Raw genomic sequence first — 23,349 nt, 5'->3', positions numbered from 1 at the left:
CCGGCCGCGGGTGACGGTGGGCGCATGCCGCAGCCCAACCCCTACCGCCGTCTCTTCGCCGTCCCCGGCGCCCGCGCCTTCACCGCCGGGAACCTCATGGCCCGCCTGCCCATGGGCATGTTCAGCGTGAGCGCGGTCGTGATGATCGCCGGCACCCGTGGCTCGTACGCCCTCGCCGGTGCCGTCAGCGCGAGCGGACTGGCCGCGACCGCGCTGGTCGCGCCCTGGACGGCGCGGCTCGTCGACCGGTACGGGCAGGCCCGGATCGCCGTACCGGCCACGCTGTTCGCGGCGCTCGGCAGTCTCGCGCTGGTGCTGTGCGTGCGCGGGGGCGCCCCCGACTGGACGCTGTTCGCCGCGTACGCCGCCACCGCGACCACGCCCAACACCGGCGGCATGTCGCGCGCCCGCTGGAGCCACCTGCTCCGGGGCGACCCGGCAGCCCTGCACACGGCGAACTCCTTCGAACAGGCCGCCGACGAACTGTGCTTCATGCTGGGCCCGGTGCTCGCGGCCTTCCTGTGCGGCACGTTCTTCCCGGAGGCGGGCACGCTGGCCGGCGTGGCGCTGCTGGTGACCGGGGTGCTGGTGTTCACCGCCCAACGCGCGACCGAGCCGCCGCCCGTCGCACGCACGGCCTCCGCGTCACCGCTGCGCACCCCCGGCATACCGCCGCTGCTCGCGTGCTTCGTCGCCACCGGCGCGGTGTTCGGCTCGACGGAGGTCGTCACGATCGCCTACGCGGACGCGGCGGGCCACCGCTCGGCGGCCGGGGTGGTGCTGGCGCTCCAGGCGGCGGGGTCGTGCGCGGCGGGCCTGGTGTACGGGGCGCGCGGGCCGAACGGCCCGGCGGAGCGCCGGCTGCCGTGGTGCCTGCTGGCGATGGCGGCGCTGATGTCCCTGCCGCTGCTCGCCGCCCGTACCGCCGGAACGCTTCCCGTGCTGGCGGCGGCCCTGCTGGTGGCGGGCATGGCGACCGCGCCCACGATGGTGACCGCGATGGCCCTGGTCCAGGACCGCGTTGCGGGGGACCGCCTCAACGAGGGCATGAGCCTGGTCGTCACCGCCCTGCTGGCCGGCCTGGCCTGCGGCTCGGTGTCCGGCGGCTGGGCGGTGGAGCACGGCTCGGCCACGGCCGCCTTCGCGGTGCCGGTCGCGGCGGCCGGCACCGCACTGCTGATCCACACCGTGGCGAACCGCGTCCGCTCCTGTCGTCGAAACGCTTGCACCAATTCCGGCCAGATCCATTGACGCACCGGCATCCTCCGCATAGCTTCCGCGTCGAAGCGCTTCGACACCACGCATCGAATCGATTCGACGAGCGTTGCGTGGCATCCCCAAGAACCATCCGAGTCCCCTGGAGGCACTCGATGTTGACGACACGAAGGCGTGTGGTGGCCGCGGCGGTGATCCTTTCCGGATCGCTGCTCCTGACCTCCTGCGGTGACTCGGACAGCGGTGCGTCCGACGGCAAGACGCTCCGGCTCTGGCACTACGAGGGCCCCGACAGCGCGATGGGCCAGGCCTGGAAGGAGGCGATCAAGGAGTTCGAGGCCACGCATCCGGGCGTGAAGGTGGAGGTCGAGGAGAAGGGCTTCGAGCAGATACAGAAGACGGCGTCCATGGTCCTCAACTCCTCGGACGCCCCGGACCTCATGGAGTACAACAAGGGCAACGCGACCGCGGGCCTGCTGTCGAAGCAGGGCCTGCTGACCGATCTGACGGCCGAGACGACGAAGCGCGGCTGGGACAAGAAGCTCAGCGCCGGCGTGAGCACGACCAGCAGGTACGACACCGACGGCGTCATGGGCTCCGGCAAGTGGTACGGCGTGCCGAACTACGCCGAGTACACGATGGTCTACTACAACAAGGACCTCTTCGCGAAGTACAAGATCGCCGAGCCGAAGACGTTCGACCAGCTCACGGCGGCCATGGACACCTTCGCCGAGAAGGGCGTCACCCCGCTGGCCAACGGCGGCGCCGAGTACATCGCCCAGCAGTACCTCTACCAGCTCGCCCTCTCCAGGGCCGACCGCTCGTGGGTCGACTCGTACGAGCTGTACAAGGGGAAGACCGACTTCCACGACGCGGCCTGGACGTACGCGGCACAGACCTTCGCGGACTGGGTGAAGAAGGGCTACATCAGCAAGAAGTCGACCAGCGTCAAGGCCGAGGACGCGGGCGTCTCCTTCATCCAGGGCAAGGCGCCGATCCTGTTCTCCGGCAGCTGGTGGTACGGCCGCTTCCAGGCGGAGGCCAAGTTCTCCTGGGACACCACCCTGTGGCCCGGCTCCGACCTGACCCTCGGCTCCGGCGGCAACCTCTGGGTGGTCCCGAAGAACGCCAGGAACAAGGAGCTCGCCTACGACTTCATCGACATCACCATGTCGAAGAAGATCCAGAACCTGCTCGGCAACAAGGGCGGCGTCCCGGTCGCGGCCGACGCGAGCGCCATCACGGACCCGAAGGCCAAGAAGCTCATCTCCGACTTCAACACCCTGAGCGGGCGGGACGGCCTGGCCTTCTACCCGGACTGGCCGGTGAACGGCTTCTACGACGTCCTGGTCTCCGAGACGCAGAAGCTGATGACGGGCGCCCAGAAGCCGGACGACTACCTCAGCGCCCTGCAGCAGGCCTACGACAAGGGCGCGCCGAAGCGATGACGGTCACCGTCGAACGGGGCGCGCGGGCCGTCGGCAAGCACCTCGGCGCCGGCCCGCGCCGCCCCCGTACCCGCGAGTCCTACGCGCTCTTCCTGCTCCCCGGGATCCTGGCCTTCCTGGCGGTCATCGGCGTGCCGTTCCTGATGAACACGGGCGTCAGCTTCACCGACTGGCAGGGGGTCGGCAGCCCCTCGTGGTCGGGGCTCGCCAACTACCGTGCGCTGATGGACGACTCGGAGTTCTGGGCGTCCTTCCGGCACAGCCTGTTCATGGTGCTCGCCATGGCGGCCGTGCCGACCGTGATCGGTCTCGTGCTGGCCGCCGCGCTGTTCGACTTCGTCGGCAAGCACTTCGGGCCGAGATGGGCCGCGGTGCTGCGGGCCTGCTTCTACCTCCCGCAGGTGCTGCCGATCGCGGTGGCCGGCATCGTCTGGAGCTGGATCCTCGCCCCCGAGAACGGCTCCCTCAACGAACTGCTGAGGGCGGTCGGGCTGGGCTCCTGGCAGCAGGACTGGCTCGGCGACCCGGACATCGCGCTGTACAGCGTGATGGGCGTGATGGTGTGGGTGCAGATCGGCTTCCCGCTGGTCGTCTTCATGGCGGGCCTGCAACGCGTCGACCCGCAGCTGTACGAGGCGGCCGAGCTGGACGGCGCCGGCTGGTGGCGCCGCTTCTGGCACATCACGCTGCCGCAGATCCGCCCGGAGACCTACGTCGTGCTGACCTGGTGCACGATCGCCGCGCTCAAGGTGTTCGGCGCGGTGTACGTGCTGACCAAGGGCGGGCCGGGCGGCGCGACGAACGTGCCGTCGTACTTCTCCTTCGCCACCTTCTTCGAGAAGACGCAGGTCGGCTACGGCGCCGCGATCTCCACCGTCCTCACGGTGATCATCCTGGCCGTCTCCCTGATCGGCCTGAAACTCCAGACCCGCGCCGAGGACGCCGAGGAGGGGATCCGCGCATGACCGCCGCCCTACGCCGCTACCCGGTACTGGCAGCCCTGTGCCTGGCCGCCCTGTTCATGGTGGTGCCGTTCGTGATCGTGGCCGTGAACGCGGTCAAGTCACCGGCCGAGTACTCCGCGCACGGCCCGCTCAGCCTGCCCGACGGCCTCTACCTGGACGGCCTGAAGGACTTCTGGCAACGGGTCGACTACGGCCAGAAGCTGTTCAACTCGGTGCTGATCAGCGGCTCCGTGGCCGTGCTCGCCGCGGCCCTGTCGGTGCTCAACGCGTACGCGATCGGCATCGGCCGGATCAGGGGCCGCACCTGGGTCCTCGCCTTCTTCGTGCTGGCCAACATGCTGCCGCAGGAGGCGCTGGTCTACCCGGTCTACTACCTGAGCAAGCAGGTGGGCCTCTACGACACCCGGCTGAGCGTGATCATCGTGTTCACGGTCGTCCAGGCCGCCTTCGGCACCTATCTCCTCTCCTCGGTGCTCGGGCAGTTCCCCCGCGAGATCATCGAGGCCGCCCGCATGGACGGCGCGAACAAGTGGCAGGTGCTGTGGCGGATCGTGGTCCCGGTCAGCCGCCCCACCCTCGGGGTCCTCATGGTGTTCTTCTTCATCTGGACCTGGAACGAGTTCCTGCTCCCGCTGGTCATGCTGATCTCCAACGACAACCAGACCGTGTCGGTGGCGCTCGGCGTCCTGCAGGGCCAGCGCCTGATGGACGCCACGATGACCAACGCGGCGGCTCTGCTGGGCGTACTGCCCGCGATCGTCTTCTTCCTCGTCTTCCAGCGGACGCTCACCCGCGGCATCGCCGTGGGCGCGGTCAAGTAAAGGGGTGCGCGCGTGAAGTTCACCGACGGCTACTGGCTGCTGCGCGAGGGCGTCACCTCGGCGCATCCCGTGGAGGTCCTCGACGTCGACGCGCCCGGGGGCGACCCCTCCGGGAGCACCCCCTCCGGGGGAGGCACGCTGGAGATCCACGCGCCGACCCGGCCCATCCGCCACCGCGGCGACCTGCTGAAGGGGCCGGTCGTGACGATCACCGCGCACACCCCGATGCCGGACGTCATCGGGGTGACCCTCACCCACTTCGAGGGCGGGCAGCCGCTCGGGCCGGAGTTCGAGCTCACCGGGCAGGAGACCGCCGCCCGCGCCGAGTACGACGACGAGCACGCCACCCTCACCTCCGGCGCGCTGTCGGTGAGGGTGGCCCGGACCGGGCCGTGGCACGTCGACTTCCTGGCCGACGGCCGGGTCCTGACCTCCAGCGGCACCAAGGGCATGGGCATCATGCGGGACGGGACCGGCGCCCACTACCTGCGCGAGCAGCTCAACCTCGGCGTGGGCACCAGCGTGTACGGGCTCGGCGAGCGGTTCGGGCCGCTGGTGAAGAACGGGCAGGTCGTCGACATCTGGAACGCCGACGGCGGCACGGCGACCGAACAGGCCTACAAGAACGTGCCCTTCTACCTCACCGACGCCGGCTACGGCGTCTTCGTCGACCATCCGGGCAAGGTGTCCTTCGAGGTCGGCTCGGAGACGGTGTCCAGGGTCCAGTTCAGCGTCGAGTCGCAGCGGTTGACGTACTACGTCATCCACGGGCCGACCCCGAAGGAGATCCTGCGCAAGTACACCGCCCTCACCGGGCGCCCGGCCCTCCCGCCCGCCTGGTCCTTCGGGCTGTGGCTGTCGACGTCGTTCACCACCTCCTACGACGAGGAGACGGTGACGTCGTTCATCGACGGCATGCGGGAGCGCGAACTCCCGCTCTCCGTGTTCCACTTCGACTGCTTCTGGATGCGCGAGTTCCACTGGTGCGACTTCCGGTGGGACCCCCGGGTGTTCCCCGACCCGGAGGGGATGCTGGCGCGGCTGAAGGAGAAGGGGCTGCACATCTGTGTGTGGATCAACCCCTACATCGCCCAGCGCTCCCCGCTGTTCGCCGAGGGCAAGGCGCTCGGGCACCTGCTCAGACGCCCCGACGGCAGCGTGTGGCAGTGGGACCTGTGGCAGCCGGGCATGGCCCTGGTCGACTTCACCAGCCCGGCCGCCCGCGACTGGTACGCGGCGAAGCTGGAAGCCCTGCTGGAACAGGGCGTCGACTGCTTCAAGACCGACTTCGGCGAGCGCGTCCCGGTCGACGTGGCCTGGGCGGACGGCTCCGATCCGGAACGGATGCACAACTACTACACCCAGCTGTACAACCGCACCGTCTTCGAGGTGCTCCGCAAGCACCGGGGCGAGGGCGAGGCGGTGCTCTTCGCCCGCTCGGCGACGGCCGGCGGCCAGCAGTTCCCCGTGCACTGGGGCGGCGACTGCGAGGCGACGTACGAGTCGATGGCCGAGTCGCTGCGCGGCGGACTGTCGCTCGGCCTGTCCGGGTTCGGGTACTGGAGCCACGACATCGGCGGCTTCGAGGGCACGCCGACGCCCGCGCTGTTCAAGCGGTGGCTGGCCTTCGGGCTGCTGTCCTCGCACAGCCGGCTGCACGGGTCCTCGACGTACCGCGTGCCGTGGCTGTTCGACGAGGAGTCGGTCGACGTGCTGCGGCTGTTCACCCGGCTGAAGCTCGCCCTGATGCCCTACCTGTACGAGGCGGCCCGCACCGCCCATGCCGAGGGCCTGCCGGTGATGCGGGCGATGGTGCTGGAGTTCCCGGACGACCCCGGGTGCGCGCACCTGGAGCGGCAGTACATGCTCGGCCCGGACCTGCTGGTGGCGCCGGTGTTCAGCGACGAGGGGGACGTGACGTACTACGTGCCCGAGGGCACCTGGACGCACTACCTGAGCGGGCAGGCGGTCACCGGGCCGCGCTGGGTGCGCGAACGCCACGGGTTCTCGAGCGTGCCGCTGCTGGTCAGGCCGGGTGCGGTGATCCCGGTCGGGGCGGTGGACGACCGGCCCGACTACGCGTACGCGGACGGGGTGACCCTGCGGGCGTACGGCCTCGAGCAGGGCGCGCGGGTCGCGGTGCGGGTGGGCGACGTGACCTTCACCGTCGTACGGGAGGGCGACGTGCTGCAGGCCTCCTGCAGTGATCCCTCGGCACCGTGGGCGCTGGCGGCCGGGGAGCGGGTGGTGCGGGCAGCGGCCGGGACCGGGTTCCTCACCCTGGAGCCGGCGGCCGGGTGATGGTGAAGATCACCGACGTGGCCCGGCACGCCGGGGTCTCCCCCAGCACCGTCTCGTACGCCCTGAGCGGCAAGCGTCCGATCTCCGGGGAGACCCGGCAGCGTGTCGAGGCGGCCGTCCGCGAGCTGGGCTACCGCCCGCACGCGGGCGCCCGCGCCCTGGCCGGCAGCCGTTCCAGCATGCTGGCGCTGGTGGCGCCGCTGCGGGCCGGCATCCATGTCCCGGTCGTCATGCAGTTCGTGGTGTCGGTGGTGACGGCCGCCCGCCGCCACGACCACGACGTGCTGCTGTTGACCCAGGAGGAGGGCGAGGACGGACTGCGCCGGGTGGCGGGCACGGCGCTGGTGGATGCCCTGATCGTGATGGACGTGCAGCTCCGTGACCCCCGGCTGCCGCTGCTGCGCTCCCTGGACCGGCCGTCGGTGATGATCGGGTTTCCGTCCGAGGCGGACGGGCTGACCTGCATCGATCTCGATTTCCGGGCGGCGGGCGAGGCCTGCGTGAAGCACCTGGCGGCGCTCGGACACCGGGTGGTGGCGCTGGTCGGGTCGCCGCCGGACGTGTACGTGCGGGGCACGGCGTTCGCGCAGCGGGTGGTGCAGGGGTTCACGGCGGCCGCGGACCGGTTCGGGCTCACCTTTGCCGTGCACCCCTGCGAGGGCACGCCCGCCGCCGCCCGCCGGGTCGCCGAAGGACTGCTGCGCAAACATCCCGCCCTGACCGGGGTGGTCGTCCACAACGAGGCGGTCCTGGAGCCGCTGGTCGACGCCTTCGAGCAACTGGGCCTCCGGGTCCCCGGAGATCTGTCGGTCACGGCGATCTGCCCCGACGAACTCGCCGGCAGCCTGCGGGTGCCCGTCACCTCCGTCGCCCTGCCGTCCGCGGAGCTGGGCGCACGGGCGGTGGAGCTGCTGATGGCGAAACTGGCCGGCGAGGAGGTGACGGAGGCGACGCTGCTGCCGCCCCGCCTGACGAGGCGGGCGAGCACGGGACCGCGCGCTTCGTCCTGACCCGGACGGGCAGGACGGGCAGGACGGGCAGGACGGGCAGGATGGAAAAGACGGAAAGCAGAGAACCCCGCTTCCCTGAGGAAGCGGGGTTCTCTGTTCACATGGGGTGGTGGAGATGGCGGGAATCGAACCCGCGTCCAACGGTGCTAAATCAGGGCTTCTCCGTGTGCAGTTCGCTGCGATTTTCTCGGCCCCGGCGATCACGCGAACAAGTCGCCGACGGGCCCAGTCACTGTTTGATTTCCCATCGAACCCCGTGACCGGGCTCGATGGTTTAGTCCCCTAGATTATGCCAGGATCCGGGTCGGGAACACTCCCGGGCTGACACCCATTAAGGGTCCTTCACTCACTGCTTATCAGGCAGCGAGGGCGAAGGACTGGGAATCGCGCTTAGAATTGGCGATTATTTTTTGCGACATATGGTTAACGAGATCATTGCCGCTTCCTCGACACGCTTCCCCTGCTTCAACAGCCGCTGTCGAAACCGATCATCCCCATGTTGATTTTTCAATGCCCCCGAGGGGGCGGTGCGTCCCCGCTGTGAGGGACTGTCGCCATCGTACGTGACCAACGCACCGCGATGCCAGCCTATTCCCGCCGGCCGGCCGGTCACCGGGTCCGGCACCGGTTTGCTGCGGACCGGCAACGGGCCGCTACTGGGCGGCCCGCTGCTTCCGCCTGGCCGCCGCGATCGCGCGGTCCGACTCCCGCCGGTCCTGCTTCTCCCGCAGGGTCTGCCGCTTGTCGTACTCCTTCTTGCCCCGCGCCAGCGCGATCTCGGCCTTCGCGCGGCCGTCCTTGAAGTACAGGACGAGCGGCACGATCGTGTGCCCCGTCTCCTCCGACTTCGACGCCAGCTTGTCGATCTCCTCGCGGTGCAGCAGCAGCTTGCGCTTGCGGCGCGCGGAGTGGTTGGTCCAGCTGCCCTGGCTGTACTCCGGGATGTGGGCGTTGTGCAGCCACGCCTCGTTCCCGTCGATCTGCACGAAGCCGTCGGTCAGCGAGGCCCGGCCCTGGCGCAGCGACTTCACCTCGGTGCCGGTGAGCACCAGACCGGCCTCGTAGACGTCGATGATCGCGTAGTCGTGCCGGGCCTTCTTGTTCTGGGCGACGATCTTGCGCTGGCCCTTGGTCTTGTCCGCGGCCGGCTTGCCCTGCTTCGGCTGGGACTCCTTGGGTACGTACATTGCCTTGTTCATAGTGCGGCCATTTTCGCACCTGAGGGGGCCGTGGGGGAAAGCCGATTACCGGGAGCGCGGACGGACGCTCACGAAGCGTCCCCCAGCCCGCTCAGCACGGTCTCCGCCCGCTCCAGCGCCCCGTCGTCCGCCTCCAGGTCCGGGGTGACGCCGGTGCCGTCGACGGTCCGGCCGGCCGGGGTGCGGTAGTGGCCGACGGTCAGTTCGGCGACCGAGCCGTCGGGCAGCCGGCTCGGCATCTGGACCGAGCCCTTGCCGAAGGTGCGCGAGCCGACCACGACCGCCCGGCCGCGGTCCCGCAGGGCGCCGGTGAGCAGCTCGGCCGCGCTCATGGTGCCGCCGTCGACGAGCGCCACCAGGGGGCGCGTGGTGTCGCCGCCGGAGTCGGCGTGCAGGGCTCGCTGCTCGCCGTCGACGTCGTAGGTGGCGACGAGGCCGCCGTCGAGGAAGGCCGAGGCGGTGGAGACGGCCTCGGTGACCAGCCCGCCGGAGTTGCCGCGCAGGTCCAGGACGACGCCGGCGCCGGCGGGGGCCGCGTCGACGGCGGTGCGGACGGCGTCGCCGGCCCCCTTGGTGAACGCGGTGATCCTGATGACGGTGACGCCCCCGGCGAGGGTGCGCACGGTGACCGAGTCGGTGGACAGGCGGGCCCGGCGCAGCGTCTCGGTCCACACGCGCGTGCCGCGCTCCAGGCCGAGACGGACGGTGGTGCCGGCGGGCTCGTCCGTCGCGTCACCGCGCAGCAAGGAGACGACCTCGGTGACCGGACGGCCGTCGACGGCCGCGCCGTCGACGGCGCGCAGCCGGTCGCCCGCCCGGATCCCGGCGGCGGCCGCCGGCGACCCGGCCTGCACCTTCGTGACCTCGATCCGGCCGTCCCGCTCGCGCCGTGCCTCCAGGCCGACACCGGTGTACTGGCCGTCGAGGGACTCCGCGAACTCCTCGTACTCGCTCTCGGAGTACACCGCCGCCCAGCGGTCCCCGCTGCGGCTGACGGCGCGCTCGGCGGCCTCCAGGGGCGATTTTCCGTCGGCCATCGCCTCCTCGGCGGCCCTGGTCACGGCCTCGGGGTGGCTGGTGGGGCCGGTGGCGCGGACCGTGTCGGCGGCGGCCCGGCCGCCGTTCCCGGGCAGTGAGCCGGTCGCCGCGCCCGCCACGAGCACGCCGGCGAACACCACGGTCAGGGCGGCCCCGCGGCCGAAGCGGCGGGGCGAACAGAGCGGGTCGCGGCCTGACATGGCGGTGAGTCTAGGGGAACGCCGAGGGGCCGTACGGTCCCTCGGCCGTACGACCCCCTTGGCATGCGTCACACCTTCAGGTACTTGCGCAGCGCGAAGAACGCCGCCAGCGCGGGCATCAGCAGGCTGGTGGCGAGGATCAGCGGAAGCTTGGTCAGCACGGCGTCCCAGCCGACGAAATTGATGAGGTTGAGCTTCGAGGACAGGGCCATGCCGTGGTCGATGGTGAAGTACCGGCCGACGACCAGGAAGACGCACGCCAGGCTGCCGCCGATGAGGCCCGCGACGGCGGCCTCCGCGATGAACGGCGCCTGGATGTAGAAGCCCGACGCTCCCACGAGCCGCATGATCCCGGTCTCCCGCCGTCGGCTGAACGCCGAGACGCGCACGGTGTTGACGATCAGCAGCAGGGCGACGACCAGCATGAGCGCCATCACTCCGAGCGCCGCCCGGTTCATCAGGTTCAGCAGACCGAAGAGGTTGTCCAGGATGCCCTTCTGGTCCTGCACGGACTGCACGCCGTCCCGCCCGTTGAAGGCGGTCGCGATGACCTGGTACTTCTCCGGGTTCTTCAACTTGATGCGGTACGACTCCTGCATCTGGTCCGGCGTGAGGGAGCTGGCCAGCGGGGAGTCCCCGAACTGCTCCTTGTAGTGCTTGTAGGCCTCGTCCTGCGACTCGTAGATCACGGAGTCGACGACCGACATCTTGCCGAGGTCCGACTTGATCTGCTTCTTCTGGTCGTCGGTCACCGCGCCCTTGGCGCAGTTGGGGTCCGACTCGGCGTCGCTCTTGTTGCAGAGGAAGATCGAGACGTTGACCTTGTCGTACCAGTAGCCCTTCATGGCGCCGACCTGGTCGCTCATCAGGAGCGACCCGCCGAACAGGGCGAGCGACAGGGCGACGGAGACGATGACGGCGAAGGTCATCGTCAGGTTGCGGCGGAGACCGACACCGATCTCGGACAGTACGAACTGGGCGCGCATGGCGGGTTGTTCAAGCCTTTCCGTGGACGGTCGCGGTCAGTGCTGGTAGCCGTAGACGCCGCGGGCCTGGTCGCGGACGAGGCGGCCCTTCTCCAGCTCGATGACGCGCTTGCGCATCTGGTCCACGATGTTCTGGTCGTGCGTCGCCATCACCACGGTCGTGCCCGTCCGGTTGATCCGGTCGAGCAGCTTCATGATGCCGACGGAGGTCTGCGGGTCGAGGTTGCCGGTGGGCTCGTCGGCGATCAGCAGCTTGGGACGGTTCACGAAGGCCCGGGCGATGGCCACACGCTGCTGCTCACCGCCGGACAGCTCACCGGGCATCCGGTCCTCCTTGCCGCCGAGCCCGACGAGGTCGAGCACCTGCGGCACGGACTTGCGGATCTCGCCGCGGGACTTGCCGATCACCTCCTGCGCGAAGGCGACGTTCTCGGCGACCGTCTTGTTGGGGAGCAGCCGGAAGTCCTGGAAGACCGTGCCCAGCTGGCGGCGCATCTGCGGCACCTTCCAGTTGGACAGGCGCGCGAGGTCCTTGCCCAGGACGTGCACCTGGCCGTGGCTGCACCGCTCCTCGCGGAGGACCAGCCGCAGGAAGGTGGACTTTCCGGAGCCCGAGGACCCCACGAGGAACACGAACTCGCCCTTCTCCACTTCGAGGGACACATCCCTGAGTGCGGGGCGGGTCTGCTTGGGGTAGACCTTGGAGACATTGTCGAATCGGATCACGGATGCACCACGGGTCGCCGGGGGTAGATGAGCGTGACCATACGCGAACCGGGGACGCGCGCGCAGGCAGCGGTCACGGTTGCGTGCGGCTTGTGCGTTTTTGTACGTCCACCGTGCTGTGAGGCAGCTCCTGCCGGGACCCCGCGCTGAATTCCGCGGAACCTGGCAGAGTGGAGGGGAACGTTCGCGTCACGGCGGGCGTTGTCCACGTGGAACCGGTGCAAGGAGGGCGAGCGCATGACGTACGACCGGCTGGTGTGCGCCAACTGCGCCGCGCCCGTGAGCGAGGGCCGGTGCTCGGTGTGCCGCGCGAACCGCGAGCGGCTGCAGCAGGAGAACTTCTTCGCGGGACTGAACCCGATGGCACTGATCGCGCTGCTGGCCGTGCTGGTGGCCGCGTTCGCGCTGCTCGCCCACCAGACCGCTTAGCCCGTACGACGCCGGAGGGCCCGGAGCCGGTCGGCTCCGGGCCCTTCGCGCGTACGTCACGTGCCGGTGCGGCTACCCACCGTCAGGCAGCGGCCGCGCCGCGGCCCTCCACGAGGCGCGGGAGCACACGGAAGCCGACACCGCCGACGATCATCGTGGCGGCACCGATGATCAGGAAGGTGGTCTGCCCGGCGCCGGTCTCGGCCAGCTCCTTGCCACCACCCTGGGCGGCGGCGTCGGAGGTGGCGTCCGAGGTGTCGGTCAGCGCGGAGCTGCCGACCTCCTGAGCGGCGGTGCCGTCGGGGGTGGTGCCGGTACCGCCGGTGGCCGAGCCGCCGGACGTGGAGCCGCCACCCGTGGTGGAACCGCCGTCGGCGGAGCCGCCGGTGCTGCCGGAACCGCCGGTGGTGGAGCTGCCGCCGGTGCTGCCGGAGCCACCGGTGCTGCTCGAACCGCCGGAGTTGCCGTTCGAGCCGCCGTTGCCGCCGGAGTTGCCGTTGGAGCCGCCGTTGTCGGAGGTCCCGTTGCTGGAGTTGCCGCCGGAGTTCGAGGTCTCGCCGGTGGTGGACGTCTCACCCGTGGTGGAGGTCTCGCCCGTCGTGGACGTCTCACCCGTGGTGGTGGTCTCACCGGTCGTGGACGTCTCGCCCGTGGTCTCACCCGTCGTGGTGGTCTCACCGGTCGTGGACGTCTCGCCCGTGGTCTCACCCGTCGTGGTGGTCTCACCGGTCGTGGTGGTCTCACCCGTCGTACCGGGGCAGACCCCGATCGGGCAGGGCTCCTCGCCGTCCTGCGTGGTGACCTCGGTGTTGTCGTCCGTCGAGACCAGGCCGCTGAGGCCGCCCTCGTCGCCGGCGGCCGAAGCGACACCGGCCACCGTCAGCGAGGCGCCCGCGGCGATCACTGCGCCCGCGGCGATGCGCGCGATGCGGACGCGCGTCTTCTTGGTCATAAGGTTGCTACCCCCAGTAGCCGAAATCGTCGATGAGGCCGCGTCGGGGCGGTGATCGACGGGGGTAGCCGGAACTGGCGAAGCCCCCCGGTTCACATGCGCCCCAGAGATACGCATGCCACCGTTCACCCTTCCGATTTTTCACAGCAGCGTCAAGGCCGTTGCGCACGCAATGTCCAACTCGACACGCTTTGCCGGACGTTGAAGGTGTGAGTGTGACGTAAAACCCAGACGGGCCGGGAAACGCAGGCAAGCGAAAAGGCAACCACCCCCATCCTGGGGGGCAGTTGCCTTGTCGACAAAGTTACTTCTCCTGCTGCTTGCGCCAGCGAATGCCGGCCTCCAGGAACCCGTCGATCTCACCGTTGAAAACGGCCTCGGGGTTGCCGACCTCGAAGTCGGTGCGCAGGTCCTTGACCATCTGGTACGGGTGCAGGACGTACGAACGCATCTGGTTGCCCCAGGAGTTGCCGCCGTCGCCCTTGAGGGCGTTCATCTTCTCCTGCTCCTCCTGGCGGCGCCGCTCGAGCAGCTTGGCCTGGAGGACGTTCATCGCGGTCGCCTTGTTCTGGATCTGCGACCGCTCGTTCTGGCAGGAGACGACGATGCCGGTGGGGAGGTGGGTGAGGCGCACCGCGGAGTCGGTGGTGTTCACGCCCTGGCCGCCGGGGCCGGAGGAGCGGTAGACGTCCACCCGCAGCTCGGACTCGTCGATCTCGATGTGGTCGGTCTGCTCGACCACCGGGAGGACCTCGACGCCCGCGAAGGAGGTCTGGCGGCGCCCCTGGTTGTCGAAGGGCGAGATGCGCACCAGCCGGTGCGTGCCCTGCTCGACGGAGAGGGTGCCGTAGGCGTACGGGATCTGCACGGCGAAGGTGGTCGACTTGATGCCGGCCTCTTCGGCGTACGACGTCTCGTAGACCTCGGTCTTGTAGCCCTTCTGCTCCGCCCACCGCAGGTACATCCGCTGGAGCTTCTCGGCGAAGTCGGCGGCGTCGACGCCACCGGCCTCGGCGCGGATGTTGACCAGCGCCTCACGGGAGTCGTACTCCCCGCTGAGCAGCGTCCGGACCTCCATCTCGTCCAGCGCCTTCTTGACGGCGGCCAGCTCGGACTCGGCCTCGGCGCGGGTGTCCGGGTCGTCCTCCTCCTCGGCCATCTCGAACAGCACGGAGAGATCGTCGATCCGGCCGCGCAGCGCGTCGGCCTTCCTGACCTCGGCCTGGAGGTGGGACAGCTTGCTGGTGATCTTCTGCGCCTCGTCCGGGTTGTCCCACAGGGACGGCGCGGCCGCCTGCTCCTCGAGCACGGCGATGTCTGCCCTCAGCTTGTCGAGGTCCAGAACGGCCTCGATCGACTCCATGGTCGAGGAGAGGGACTTGAGCTCTTCGGATACATCGACGACTGCCACCCCTCCAGCGTAACGGCTCCGCCAAGCGGCGAGCGCCGACGGCCGTGGGCACCCTGGTGAGCACCGGTCGGCGCAGCCGGCCCGTACGGCGTCCGAGGACGCGGCCGTCCGGGCCGGCAGGGGTCCGGGGGCGCCGCCCCCGGGTTCGGGGAGGGAAGGGGCGGCGGAGGGCGAAACTGGCCGCTCAGGGCGACGCCGGCGCCGAGTTGCCCGGCTCCCCCGGCCCGGGCCCGCCCGTGTCGCCGTCGCCCGCCGTGGCCGCCCACGTCCCGACGCCCGCCGCGGCGACCAGCACCGCCGAGGCCACTCCCACCACGATCCGCCGCCGCCGGGTGGCCGCGCGATTGCGCGCCGACCCCGGCCGCGGCGTCCCCGCCGCACGGGGTACGCGTGCCGTCCCGTGCGCGCCGCCCGCCAGCTCGTCCGGCGCCGGCACCCGCATCGAGGTGTGCGTGTCCCGGTTGGAGTCCGGCTTGGCGCCGGGCACCAGGGACACCGACCCCCGCCGGGCCCGCCCGTCGGCGCCGGAGGCGACCGGGGCCTGCGGGGTGTCGGCCCGGCTCGCCCCCGGCTCGCCCTCCGCCGCCTCGGTGTCCGGCTCGTCCACGTCCAGCGGCGGCATCCCCGCCAGCGACGGCAGCTGCTCGCGCAGCCGGGCGGCCAGCTCGGAGGCCCGCAGCCGGGAGGCCGGTGCCTTGGCCAGGCACTGCACGACCAGCTGCCACAGCTCGTCGGGGATGCCGGGCAGCGGGGCGACGGACTCGGTGACGTGCCGGCGCAGCACCGCGCCCGGATGCCCGCCGCCGAACGGCGTGAAGCCCGCGAGCAGCTCGTAGAGCACGGTGGCCAGCGCGTAGATGTCCACCGAGGCCCGCGGCGGGAGGCCCTCGACGATCTCGGGGGCGAGGTAGTCCGGCGTGCCGATGATCTTCGTGGCGCGGGTCCGTCTGGGGGTGTCGATCAGCTTCGCGACGCCGAAGTCGGTGAGCAGGGCCCGATGCGAGCCGCCGGGGCCGAGCGGTCCCTGCATGTCGAGGAGGATGTTCTCCGGTTTGACGTCCCGGTGGACGATCCCGGCGGCGTGCGCGGCGGCGAGCCCTTCGGCGACGTCCGCGACGATCGCCACCGCGGCCTCGGGCGCGAGCCGGCGGTCCCGGTCGAGGCGGGTCCGCAGATCCGTGCCGCGCACCAGGTCCATGACGAGCGCCAGGTCGTTGCCGTCGACCACCAGGTCCCGTACGGAGACGACGTGGGGGTGTTCCAGACCGAGCAGGGCGGTGCGCTCCTGGACGAAGCGGCCCACCAGCTCCTCGTCGGAGGCGAGGTCCTCGCGCAGCAGCTTGACGGCGACGGGACCGTCCGGTCCCTCGCCCAGCCACACCGTGCCGGCACTGCCCCGCCCCAGGATCTGGTGGGCGGTGTACCGGCTGCCGATCTTCCGTGCCAAGGCTGCTCCTACAGACGCGTGTTGCCGACGCTGCGCCGTCCGGGGGCACTGACGCCGGCGGCCGGGCCGCGGGCCCCCGGCCCTCCGGCCGACCAACCTACGCGCCCCGCGGGGCGATCCTCACCTCGGAGACGGAAATCACCCGCCAGGAGTCGACAAATCACCGGACCCGCCGTCGGGCTCCCCCGGGCAGGTCCGTCCGTCAGGCTCCGCCGCCGGTCTTCGCGCCGAGGTCGCCGATCCAGTCGCTCACGCTGTCGAACCAGTCGCCGAGCTGCGCCCAGTAGCCCTTGCCGGTGCCGATCCAGTCCTGGAGCGGGGTCAGTTCCCAGATCAGCCAGCCGGCCACGACGAGGATGACCACCGTGAACAGGCAGCCCTTCAGGCAGCCGAGTCCGGGGATCTTCATCGGGTTGGCGCTGCGCTGCCTCGGGGCGCGCGGCTCCCGCGGCGGGCGGGGCTCCGGCGCGGGCCGCTGCGGCGGCTGCTGGGGCTGCGGGGTGTGCCGCCGCGGCTGGGGCTGCTGCGGAGCGTACTGCTGCTGGTGCTGCGGCTGCTGCTGGGGCCGGCCGTAGCCCTGCTGGGGCTGCTGCTGGGGCTGCTGCTGCGGGCGGGCGACCTGCCGCTGGGGGCGGCGGCGCAGCGGGTCCTCGTTCGGGTCGAGGTACTGGACCTGGGTCTGTTCGTTGCGGTCGCGGGCGGCGCGCAGCTGGTTCTGCCAGGGGTGCGGCTCCTCCGGCCGCTGTCCCTGCGGGCCGGGTCCGCCGCTCCGGTGCGGCGGTACCGGCGGCATGACGGCCGTCGGGTCGGCGGCGCCCGCCGGGCCGCCGGTGTGCGGCAGGACGGCGGTGGCGTCCGCGGCGCCGGGCGGGGCGCCGGTCCCGGCGGTGTGCGGCAGCACGCTGGTCGCGGCGTTCGGGTCGTACCCGCCGGCGGGCGCGCCGGGCACGGCCGCGGGCGCCGGGTCGGGCGCGAGGAGATGGCCCACGCCCTCGGCGGCGGCGATCTGCATCGAGTCGGCGTGCACGCCGACGCCCTCGGCGACGACGCGCAGTGCGCGCGCGAGGCTCTCGGCGCCGGGGCGTTCGTCGGGGTTCTTGCGCAGGCAGCGCTCTATGACCGTCCACAGCGGTTCGGGCACCGTGGAGGGGCGGCGCGGTTCGGCGCTCAGGTGCTGGTGGAGGACCTCGAGGGCCGAGCTGCCGGAGAACGGCGGGCGGCCGGTGACCAGCTCGTACAGCAGGATGCCGGCGCCGTAGATGTCGACGGCGGAGGTCTGCGGGCGGCCCTCGGCGGACTCCGGCGCGACGTACGCGGGCGTGCCGACGAACTCGCTGGTGCGGGTGAGGCCCGGGGAGTCGGCGAGGCGCGCGATGCCGAAGTCGGTGAGCAGCGGATGCATCTGCCCGCCGTTCTGGAGGAGCAGGACGTTGGCCGGCTTCAGGTCGCGGTGGACCACTCCGTCGGCGTGGCTCGCGGCGAGGGCGTCGGCGATCTGCGCGGTGAGCAGAGCGGCGGCGACGGGCGTGAAGGGGCCGTTCTCGCGCAGGTAGCGGTGCAGGTCGGGGCCTTCGACGAGGTCCATGACCAGGGCCAGCAGATCGCCCTCGACGACCAGGTCGCGGACCCGGACGATGTTGGGGTGGGTCAGCCGGAGCAGCACGGAGCGCTCCCGCAGGAAACGCATCACGATGTCGGGGTCGCTCGCGAGTTCTTCCTTGAGGACCTTGATGGCCACGGTCTCGCCGGGCTGGCCGGCCACGGCCGCCTCGGCGCCCGCGGTCTCGCGCTGGCGGGCTCGCCAGACGGTGCCCGTGGCGCCGCGTCCGAGCGGCTCCTCGAGCAGGTACTTGCTGCCGACTGGCCGCACGTCACGCGCTCCCTGCTGCTTGCTTGCCTGTGTTCCGACCCACTGTAGTGCCGCACTCCCGGCAGAGGGCTGTCGTCCTCCTGTGGTCCTTCGGTCCTTCCGCACGCCCTTGCGTACGGTCACGCGCCCCTCCCCGTACACGTTCGAAGGAAAGACGCTCGCCTCGGTCCGTTGGTTGCCGGAGGCGGACGTGACCGATCTCAAGCGGTCATCCGTGAGTCATCGGCCAGGCACTTTTGCGGGCAGAGCCGACCAATCAAGATCACTTGTCCCTCGGTGGCGGGCACATTGTCGGTGACAGGTGCGAGGATGCCTGGAGTACTGGCCGACGTGCTCGTGCGGGGTGGGGGAAAGTCCGCGCCCGGGCAGAAGGGACCGCTGACGGCGATGCAGATCCGGCTGACCGTCGTAGACCCGCAGGGCCCGCCCGGGGAGACACGGGGCCGCGCCGCGAACTGCGACGTGCTGGTCACGGCGCCCGCCGGCACGGCTCTGGCCGCGGTGGCGTCCGCCCTGGCCGCGGCGGTCTCCGGGGAGGGGGGCACTGCTGCGTCCGGGGGAGCGCAGCCCGTGTTCTACGCGGGCGCGCAGCGGCTCGACGCCCAGCGCTGCACCCTCGGCGAACCACCCCTGATCGACGGCGCCGTGCTGTGCCTCGGCGCCCCGGCCGATCCCGAACCGCATCCGGAGGTCGACGACGCCCCGGCCCGGCTGCACGTGGTGGCGGGCCCGGACGCGGGCGGGGTCCACCTGCTGCACGGCGGCCGGATCCGCGTCGGCCGCTCCGCCGAGGCCGACGTGCCGCTCGACGACCCCGACGTCTCCCGCCTGCACTGCGCGGTGACGCTCGCCGCCGACGGCCGGGTCACCGTCGCCGACCTCGGCTCCACCAACGGCACCACGGTGGACGGCACGCGTGTGCAGAGCCGTCCGCTCCGGTTCGCCCCGGGCGCCCTGCTGCGCGTCGGCGAGTCGGGGCTGCGGCTGGCGCCGCCCGGCGGTCCGGGCGCCCGGGTGGCCACGACACCCGACGGGGAGGGCCACGTCCGGGTGCCGTGCGCGGGCCCGCAGCCCGAGGCCACCCCCGCGCGCGGGATGCCCGGCGCCGCGGCCCCCCGTCCTGCCCGCGGGAGCGTCGACGGCACCCCCACCGGCCCCGGCACCCCCGCCGCGTCCACCGCCCACGCCTACGGCACGGTCGACTGGCACGGCTCCGCGCCCGCCCGCGGCGAGCGGACGCCGACGTCCCTCGTGCCGGGCCAGGGCGGCGCACCGACCGTCGAGAACCACGACGCCACCCACGGCGGCCGCTCCGGCCTCGGCTCCTTCACCGACCCCTCCGGCGCGGACGGCCCCTACCGGCCCTCCCCGGACGAGGACGGCGGCAGCACCTCCCGCAAGGGCACTCCCCTGCGCGGCACCGAGGTGCCGCAGGGGCTGCGCAGGCGCGGCGGCCTGTCCGCCTGGGCCCGCCGGCTGGCCGGCGGCCGGGGCGGCCCGCAGGAGACGGACGATCCGCAGGCCCACGACGACCGGCCGGCCGTGGCGGAGCCGGAACCGCCCGCCGGGCCGCCGTCCGCCCCGGACACCTGGCCGGACCCGGCCGCCCTGCTGCTGACCGCGCTCGGCCCCGGCCCGCGCCTGTGGGAGCGCGGGCCGGGTCACCCAGAGACGCTCGCCGTCCGGCTGGGCACGGCCGACCGGGTGGCGCCCGACGGGTCGCTGCTGCCCGCCGTACCGGTGACGGCGGGCCTGCGCGAGGCCGGCGCCCTGGGCCTGGCCGGGCCGCGCCCGAGGCTGGCCGGGCTGGCCCGCGCGGTGCTGGCGCAGCTCGCCGCGCTGCACTCCCCGGACCTGCTGGAGATCGTCCTGATCAGCACGGACCGCGCGCGTTCCGAGGAGGAGCGGGTCGCCGAATGGTCCTGGCTGGGCTGGCTGCCGCACCTGCGCCCGGGACACGGCCAGGACTGCCGTCTCCTCCTCGCCCACGACCTGGACCAGGCCACCGCCCGCGCCGACGAACTGCTGCGCCGCCTGGACGACCGTCTGACGGACGGCGTCGCGGCGCCCGTCCCCGCGCCCGTCCCCGCCCCGCGCGGCACGCCCCGCCGCCCCTCGTGGGCGGCGGGGGACCACGCCGGGGACGGCTTCCCCGGCCCGTACACGGTCCTCGTCGTGGACGGCGACCCCGGCAGTGCCGCGCTGCGCGAGGCGACGGCCCGGCTGGCGACGGCCGGCCCCCGGGCCGGGATACACGTCCTCTGCCTGGCCGAGACGGCCGCCGCCTCCCCCGCCGCGCCGGTCACCGACGTGTACGAGGCGGCCTGCGCGGCGGCGCCCGCCTTCCGCGCGTGCGGGGCGGTGGCGCTGCTCAGCGGCGATGTGGCGACCGCGCTGCGGCTGCTGCGGGTCGCCCCCGCCGGGTCGGAGTCCGAGCGGCCGGGCCCGGTGGGCCACGGCACGGTCGGTGCCGTCGACGCCGTCTCCGCCGCCTGGGCGGAGCGGTTCGCGCGGGCCCTGGCGCCCCTGCGCCCGGAGACCGCCGCCGACGGCGGTGACCGCCCCGCGCGCGTGTCCGCCCCGCTGCCCTCCTCGGCCCGCCTCCTCGACGAGCTGGGCCTGGCGCGCGCGACCCCGGCCTCCCTGATGGCCCGCTGGGCCGACGCGGCCGACGACACCGAGGCGCTCGGCGGCCGGACCTCGGCCGTGCTGGGCGCGGGCCCGCGCGGCCCGGTCTGCGTGGACCTGTCCGCCGAGGGCCCGCACCTGCTGATAGAAGGCCCGCCCGGCAGCGGCCGTACGGAGCTGCTGCGGGCGGTCGTCGCCTCGCTGGCCGCCGCCGAGCGCCCCGACCGGCTCGGCATCGTCCTGCTGGACGGCCGGGACACCGTCGGCAAGGCGGACGCCGGCCACGGCGAGGGTCTGCGGGTCTGCACGGACGTACCACATGTCACCACGCATCTCACCGCCAACGACCCGGTCCGCATGCGGGAGTTCGCGCAGTCGCTGGCCGCCGAGCTGAAGCGGCGGGCGGAGTTGCTCGGGCGGTCCGACTTCGCCGAGTGGCACACGCACCGCGCGGTGTCCGGCCGTATCGTCCCGCAGCGCCAGCCGGCCGGCGGGGGGACGGGAGCCGCGGACCTCGACACCCCGCCCAGCTCGACCCTGCGGCTGCGCCCCGGCGCGGCGGCCCGCCGACGGACGGAGGCGGCCCCGCCGCTGCCCCGCCTGGTCGTCGTGGTGGACGACCTGGACGCCCTGGTCTCGCCCGCGCTCGGCTCGCCGGGCCGTCCCGCCGCCGGGTCGGTGATGCGCGCGCTGGAGGCGGTGGCCCGCGAGGGCGAGCGGCTCGGCGTGCACCTGGTGGCCGCCACCGGTCCGGGCGGCCGTACGGCGGAGTCCGAGCCCGCCCGGCAGGCCACCGTGCGGATCGTCCTCGACGCACCGGGCTCGGGCCCCGACGAACCGGCCCCCGGCCGCGGCCGGCTCAGGGGCGCGGACGGCCGGCTGACCCCCTTCCAGGGCGGCCGGGTCACCGGCCGCATCCCCCGTACCGCGACCCTGCGCCCCACGGTCGTCCCCCTGGAGTGGCAGCGCATGGGCGATCCGCCGGCCCGCAGACCCGTCCGCGAACTGGGCAACGGCCCCACCGACCTCGCCCTCCTGGCCAGCGCCCTGGAACGGGCGGCCCGCGAGGTCTCGGCGGCGGAGGTGCCCTCGCTGCTCTGAGCGTTTCCTTCGGAGTACGGCCCAACTCCCCTGTTCGATCAGGCGTTTGAGGAGATCGTCACGAGGCGGTCACGATCGCCCGCTGGACACGGCATGCGTACTTGCCGACCCACGGCGCCCGGCGTAGACCAGTGCCACGGGACAGCGCTCAACGTTCGACGAGGAACGAAGAACGGGGCAGTGATGCGCAGCACGAGCAACACCATCCGCACACGCAGGACCGTGAGGGCGGCCGCCGGCATCCTCGCGGGAGCACTCGCGCTCTCGCTCACCGCGTGCGGCAGCGACGACGACAAGAGCGAGGGCGGCGAGAGCACCGGCACCAAGGCGTCCGGCGACGCCCTCGCCCTCCCGAAGCTGGACGGCACGACACTGGAGGTCGCGGCCGTCTGGACGGGCCCGGAGCAGGCCAACTTCAAGAAGGTGCTGGCCGAGTTCGAGAAACGCACCGGCGCGAAGGTCACCTTCGTACCGGCCCAGGACCCGATCATCAACTTCCTCGGGTCGAAGATCGCGGGCGGTCAGCCCCCGGACGTGGCGATGCTGCCGCAGCCGGGCGCCATCAAACAGGCCGTGGAGAAGAAGTGGGCCAAGCCGCTGGGCGCCGAGGCCCTCGCGGAGTTACGGAAGAACTACTCGCAGGGCTGGCAGGACATCGGCAAGGTCGGCACGGAGCAGTACGGCGTCTACTACAAGGCCGCCAACAAGTCCCTGATCTGGTACAACGCCAAGGTCTTCGAGAACGCGGGCGCGAGCGAACCCAAGACCTGGGACGAGCTCCTGACGACCGCTCGGACCGTCTACGACTCCGGCGTCACCCCGTTCTCGATCCCCGGCGCGGACGGCTGGCCGCTGACCGACTGGTTCGAGAACGTGTACCTCTCCCAGGCGGGCCCGGAGAAGTACGACCAGCTGGCCAAGCACGAGATCAAGTGGACGGACCCCTCCGTGAAGGAGGCGCTGACCACGCTCGCGCAGATCTGGGGCAAGAAGGACTACGTGGCGGGCGGCGCCGACGGTGCCCTGCAGACGCAGTTCCCGAACTCCGTCACCCAGACCTTCACCGGCGGTGACCAGCCCAAGGCCGCGATGGTCTACGAGGGCGACTTCGTGCAGGTCAACATCGCGCAGACGGACGCGAAGATCGGCACGGACGCGAAGGTGTTCCCGTTCCCGAAGGTCGGCGACACCGCGCCGGTGGTCTCCGGCGGTGACGCGGCGGTCGTCCTGAAGGACTCCGAGGGCGCGCAGGCCCTGGCCACCTTCCTGGCCTCGCCGGACGCGGCGGAGATCCAGGCGAAGCTGGGCGGCTACCTCTCGCCGAACAAGAACGTCGACCCGGCGGCGTACCCGAACGACGTGCAGCGCAGGATCGCCGAGGCGCTGGTCGCGGCGGGCGACGACTTCCGGTTCGACATGTCCGACCAGGCCCCGCAGGCGTTCGGCGGTACGCCCGGCAAGGGCGAGTGGAAGGACCTCCAGGACTTCCTGAAGAACCCGACGGACGTGGCCGGCATCCAGGCGAAACTGGAGTCGGACGCGGCAGCGGCGTACGGGAACTGAGCCGGTCATGGCATCGGCCGGTGCGGCGGGGGCTCCCGG

General features: G+C 72.1%; 17 protein-coding genes and 1 other RNA gene. 9 read left to right on the top strand and 9 right to left on the bottom strand.

Features of this window, described 5'->3' with window-relative positions:
- Positions 1 to 24 precede the first annotated feature (24 nt).
- The 6 genes from ACIP5W_RS27990 (at position 25) to ACIP5W_RS27965 (ending at position 7,760) form a co-directional block, all read left to right on the top strand.
- Positions 25 to 1,251, top strand: a complete 1,227-nt coding sequence (locus ACIP5W_RS27990; RefSeq protein ID WP_401479200.1) for an MFS transporter — start codon at positions 25 to 27, stop codon at positions 1,249 to 1,251.
- Positions 1,252 to 1,370: 119 nt separating this feature from the next.
- A complete protein-coding gene (locus ACIP5W_RS27985) occupies positions 1,371 to 2,663 on the top strand; it encodes an ABC transporter substrate-binding protein (RefSeq protein WP_401479197.1) in 1,293 nt (430 codons plus the stop codon).
- Entirely contained in the window at positions 2,660 to 3,628 is a 969-nt protein-coding gene (locus tag ACIP5W_RS27980) for a carbohydrate ABC transporter permease (RefSeq protein WP_401479194.1), read from the top strand. The genes ACIP5W_RS27985 and ACIP5W_RS27980 overlap by 4 nt, the downstream gene beginning before the upstream one ends.
- Positions 3,625 to 4,449 carry a carbohydrate ABC transporter permease gene (locus ACIP5W_RS27975; protein WP_401479191.1) on the top strand — a complete coding sequence of 275 codons (825 nt, stop codon included), beginning with the start codon at positions 3,625 to 3,627 and terminating at the stop codon, positions 4,447 to 4,449. Before ACIP5W_RS27980 ends, ACIP5W_RS27975 begins: the two co-directional genes overlap by 4 nt.
- 12 nt (positions 4,450 to 4,461) lie before the next feature.
- Entirely contained in the window at positions 4,462 to 6,750 is a 2,289-nt protein-coding gene (gene yicI, locus ACIP5W_RS27970; protein WP_401479188.1) for an alpha-xylosidase, read from the top strand.
- Complete coding sequence (locus ACIP5W_RS27965; protein WP_401479185.1) at positions 6,750 to 7,760, top strand: LacI family DNA-binding transcriptional regulator; 1,011 nt, start codon at positions 6,750 to 6,752, stop codon at positions 7,758 to 7,760. Before yicI ends, ACIP5W_RS27965 begins: the two co-directional genes overlap by 1 nt.
- A gap of 107 nt (positions 7,761 to 7,867) precedes the next feature.
- On the opposite strand, the gene ssrA is transcribed toward ACIP5W_RS27965, so the two are convergent.
- The 5 genes from ssrA to ftsE form a co-directional block, all read right to left on the bottom strand.
- Positions 7,868 to 8,256, bottom strand: a transfer-messenger RNA (tmRNA) gene (gene ssrA, locus ACIP5W_RS27960).
- A 157-nt stretch (positions 8,257 to 8,413) separates the two neighbouring features.
- Entirely contained in the window at positions 8,414 to 8,947 is a 534-nt protein-coding gene (gene smpB, locus ACIP5W_RS27955; protein WP_401479182.1) for an SsrA-binding protein SmpB, read from the bottom strand.
- Positions 8,948 to 9,027: 80 nt separating this feature from the next.
- Positions 9,028 to 10,197, bottom strand: coding sequence for a S41 family peptidase (locus ACIP5W_RS27950; RefSeq protein WP_401479179.1), 1,170 nt, complete (start codon positions 10,195 to 10,197; stop codon positions 9,028 to 9,030).
- A 68-nt stretch (positions 10,198 to 10,265) separates the two neighbouring features.
- Positions 10,266 to 11,183, bottom strand: a complete 918-nt coding sequence (gene ftsX / locus ACIP5W_RS27945; RefSeq protein ID WP_401479176.1) for a permease-like cell division protein FtsX — start codon at positions 11,181 to 11,183, stop codon at positions 10,266 to 10,268.
- A gap of 36 nt (positions 11,184 to 11,219) precedes the next feature.
- Positions 11,220 to 11,909 carry a cell division ATP-binding protein FtsE gene (ftsE, locus tag ACIP5W_RS27940; RefSeq protein WP_067235911.1) on the bottom strand — a complete coding sequence of 230 codons (690 nt, stop codon included), beginning with the start codon at positions 11,907 to 11,909 and terminating at the stop codon, positions 11,220 to 11,222.
- Positions 11,910 to 12,146: 237 nt separating this feature from the next.
- On the opposite strand from ftsE, the gene ACIP5W_RS27935 reads away from it, so the two are divergent.
- Positions 12,147 to 12,338, top strand: coding sequence for a hypothetical protein (locus ACIP5W_RS27935; RefSeq protein ID WP_366062304.1), 192 nt, complete (start codon positions 12,147 to 12,149; stop codon positions 12,336 to 12,338).
- Positions 12,339 to 12,420: 82 nt separating this feature from the next.
- Here ACIP5W_RS27935 and ACIP5W_RS27930 read toward each other — a convergent pair whose 3' ends face one another.
- The 4 genes from ACIP5W_RS27930 to ACIP5W_RS27915 form a co-directional block, all read right to left on the bottom strand.
- The gene (locus ACIP5W_RS27930; RefSeq protein ID WP_401479172.1) at positions 12,421 to 13,290 is read right to left on the bottom strand and encodes a hypothetical protein; all 870 of its coding nucleotides are present in this window, start codon (positions 13,288 to 13,290) and stop codon (positions 12,421 to 12,423) included.
- A 304-nt stretch (positions 13,291 to 13,594) separates the two neighbouring features.
- Positions 13,595 to 14,701, bottom strand: coding sequence for a peptide chain release factor 2 (prfB, locus tag ACIP5W_RS27925; RefSeq protein WP_401479169.1), 1,107 nt, complete (start codon positions 14,699 to 14,701; stop codon positions 13,595 to 13,597).
- 184 nt (positions 14,702 to 14,885) lie between these two features.
- Positions 14,886 to 16,148: a serine/threonine-protein kinase gene (locus ACIP5W_RS27920; protein ID WP_401479166.1), complete on the bottom strand. Its 1,263-nt coding sequence runs from the start codon at positions 16,146 to 16,148 to the stop codon at positions 14,886 to 14,888.
- Positions 16,149 to 16,350: 202 nt separating this feature from the next.
- Complete coding sequence (locus ACIP5W_RS27915) at positions 16,351 to 18,018, bottom strand: serine/threonine-protein kinase (protein WP_401479163.1); 1,668 nt, start codon at positions 18,016 to 18,018, stop codon at positions 16,351 to 16,353.
- A gap of 387 nt (positions 18,019 to 18,405) precedes the next feature.
- Between ACIP5W_RS27915 and ACIP5W_RS27910 the strand changes: the two genes are divergently transcribed.
- Positions 18,406 to 21,747, top strand: a complete 3,342-nt coding sequence (locus ACIP5W_RS27910; protein ID WP_401479388.1) for an FHA domain-containing protein — start codon at positions 18,406 to 18,408, stop codon at positions 21,745 to 21,747.
- A 183-nt stretch (positions 21,748 to 21,930) separates the two neighbouring features.
- Positions 21,931 to 23,310 (top strand): ABC transporter substrate-binding protein, encoded by a 1,380-nt coding sequence (locus tag ACIP5W_RS27905; protein ID WP_401479160.1) that lies wholly within the window; start codon positions 21,931 to 21,933, stop codon positions 23,308 to 23,310.
- Positions 23,311 to 23,349 lie beyond the last annotated feature (39 nt).

The sequence above is a fragment of the Streptomyces sp. NPDC088766 genome, assembly GCF_044750845.1.
Taxonomy (GTDB): domain Bacteria; phylum Actinomycetota; class Actinomycetes; order Streptomycetales; family Streptomycetaceae; genus Streptomyces.
This window is presented reverse-complemented; position numbering and strand designations above follow the sequence as displayed.

What these genes read in the sequence shown, in the direction of transcription:
- ACIP5W_RS27990 (WP_401479200.1), top strand. Translation starts at nt 25, where the DNA reads ATGCCGCAGCCCAACCCCTACCGCCGTCTCTTCGCCGTCCCCGGCGCC.
- ACIP5W_RS27985 (WP_401479197.1), top strand. Translation starts at nt 1,371, where the DNA reads ATGTTGACGACACGAAGGCGTGTGGTGGCCGCGGCGGTGATCCTTTCC.
- ACIP5W_RS27980 (WP_401479194.1), top strand. Translation starts at nt 2,660, where the DNA reads ATGACGGTCACCGTCGAACGGGGCGCGCGGGCCGTCGGCAAGCACCTC.
- ACIP5W_RS27975 (WP_401479191.1), top strand. Translation starts at nt 3,625, where the DNA reads ATGACCGCCGCCCTACGCCGCTACCCGGTACTGGCAGCCCTGTGCCTG.
- ACIP5W_RS27965 (WP_401479185.1), top strand. Translation starts at nt 6,750, where the DNA reads ATGGTGAAGATCACCGACGTGGCCCGGCACGCCGGGGTCTCCCCCAGC.
- smpB (WP_401479182.1), bottom strand. Translation starts at nt 8,947, where the DNA reads ATGTACGTACCCAAGGAGTCCCAGCCGAAGCAGGGCAAGCCGGCCGCG.
- ACIP5W_RS27950 (WP_401479179.1), bottom strand. Translation starts at nt 10,197, where the DNA reads ATGTCAGGCCGCGACCCGCTCTGTTCGCCCCGCCGCTTCGGCCGCGGG.
- ftsX (WP_401479176.1), bottom strand. Translation starts at nt 11,183, where the DNA reads ATGCGCGCCCAGTTCGTACTGTCCGAGATCGGTGTCGGTCTCCGCCGC.
- ACIP5W_RS27935 (WP_366062304.1), top strand. Translation starts at nt 12,147, where the DNA reads ATGACGTACGACCGGCTGGTGTGCGCCAACTGCGCCGCGCCCGTGAGC.
- ACIP5W_RS27930 (WP_401479172.1), bottom strand. Translation starts at nt 13,290, where the DNA reads ATGACCAAGAAGACGCGCGTCCGCATCGCGCGCATCGCCGCGGGCGCA.
- ACIP5W_RS27910 (WP_401479388.1), top strand. Translation starts at nt 18,406, where the DNA reads ATGCAGATCCGGCTGACCGTCGTAGACCCGCAGGGCCCGCCCGGGGAG.
- ACIP5W_RS27905 (WP_401479160.1), top strand. Translation starts at nt 21,931, where the DNA reads ATGCGCAGCACGAGCAACACCATCCGCACACGCAGGACCGTGAGGGCG.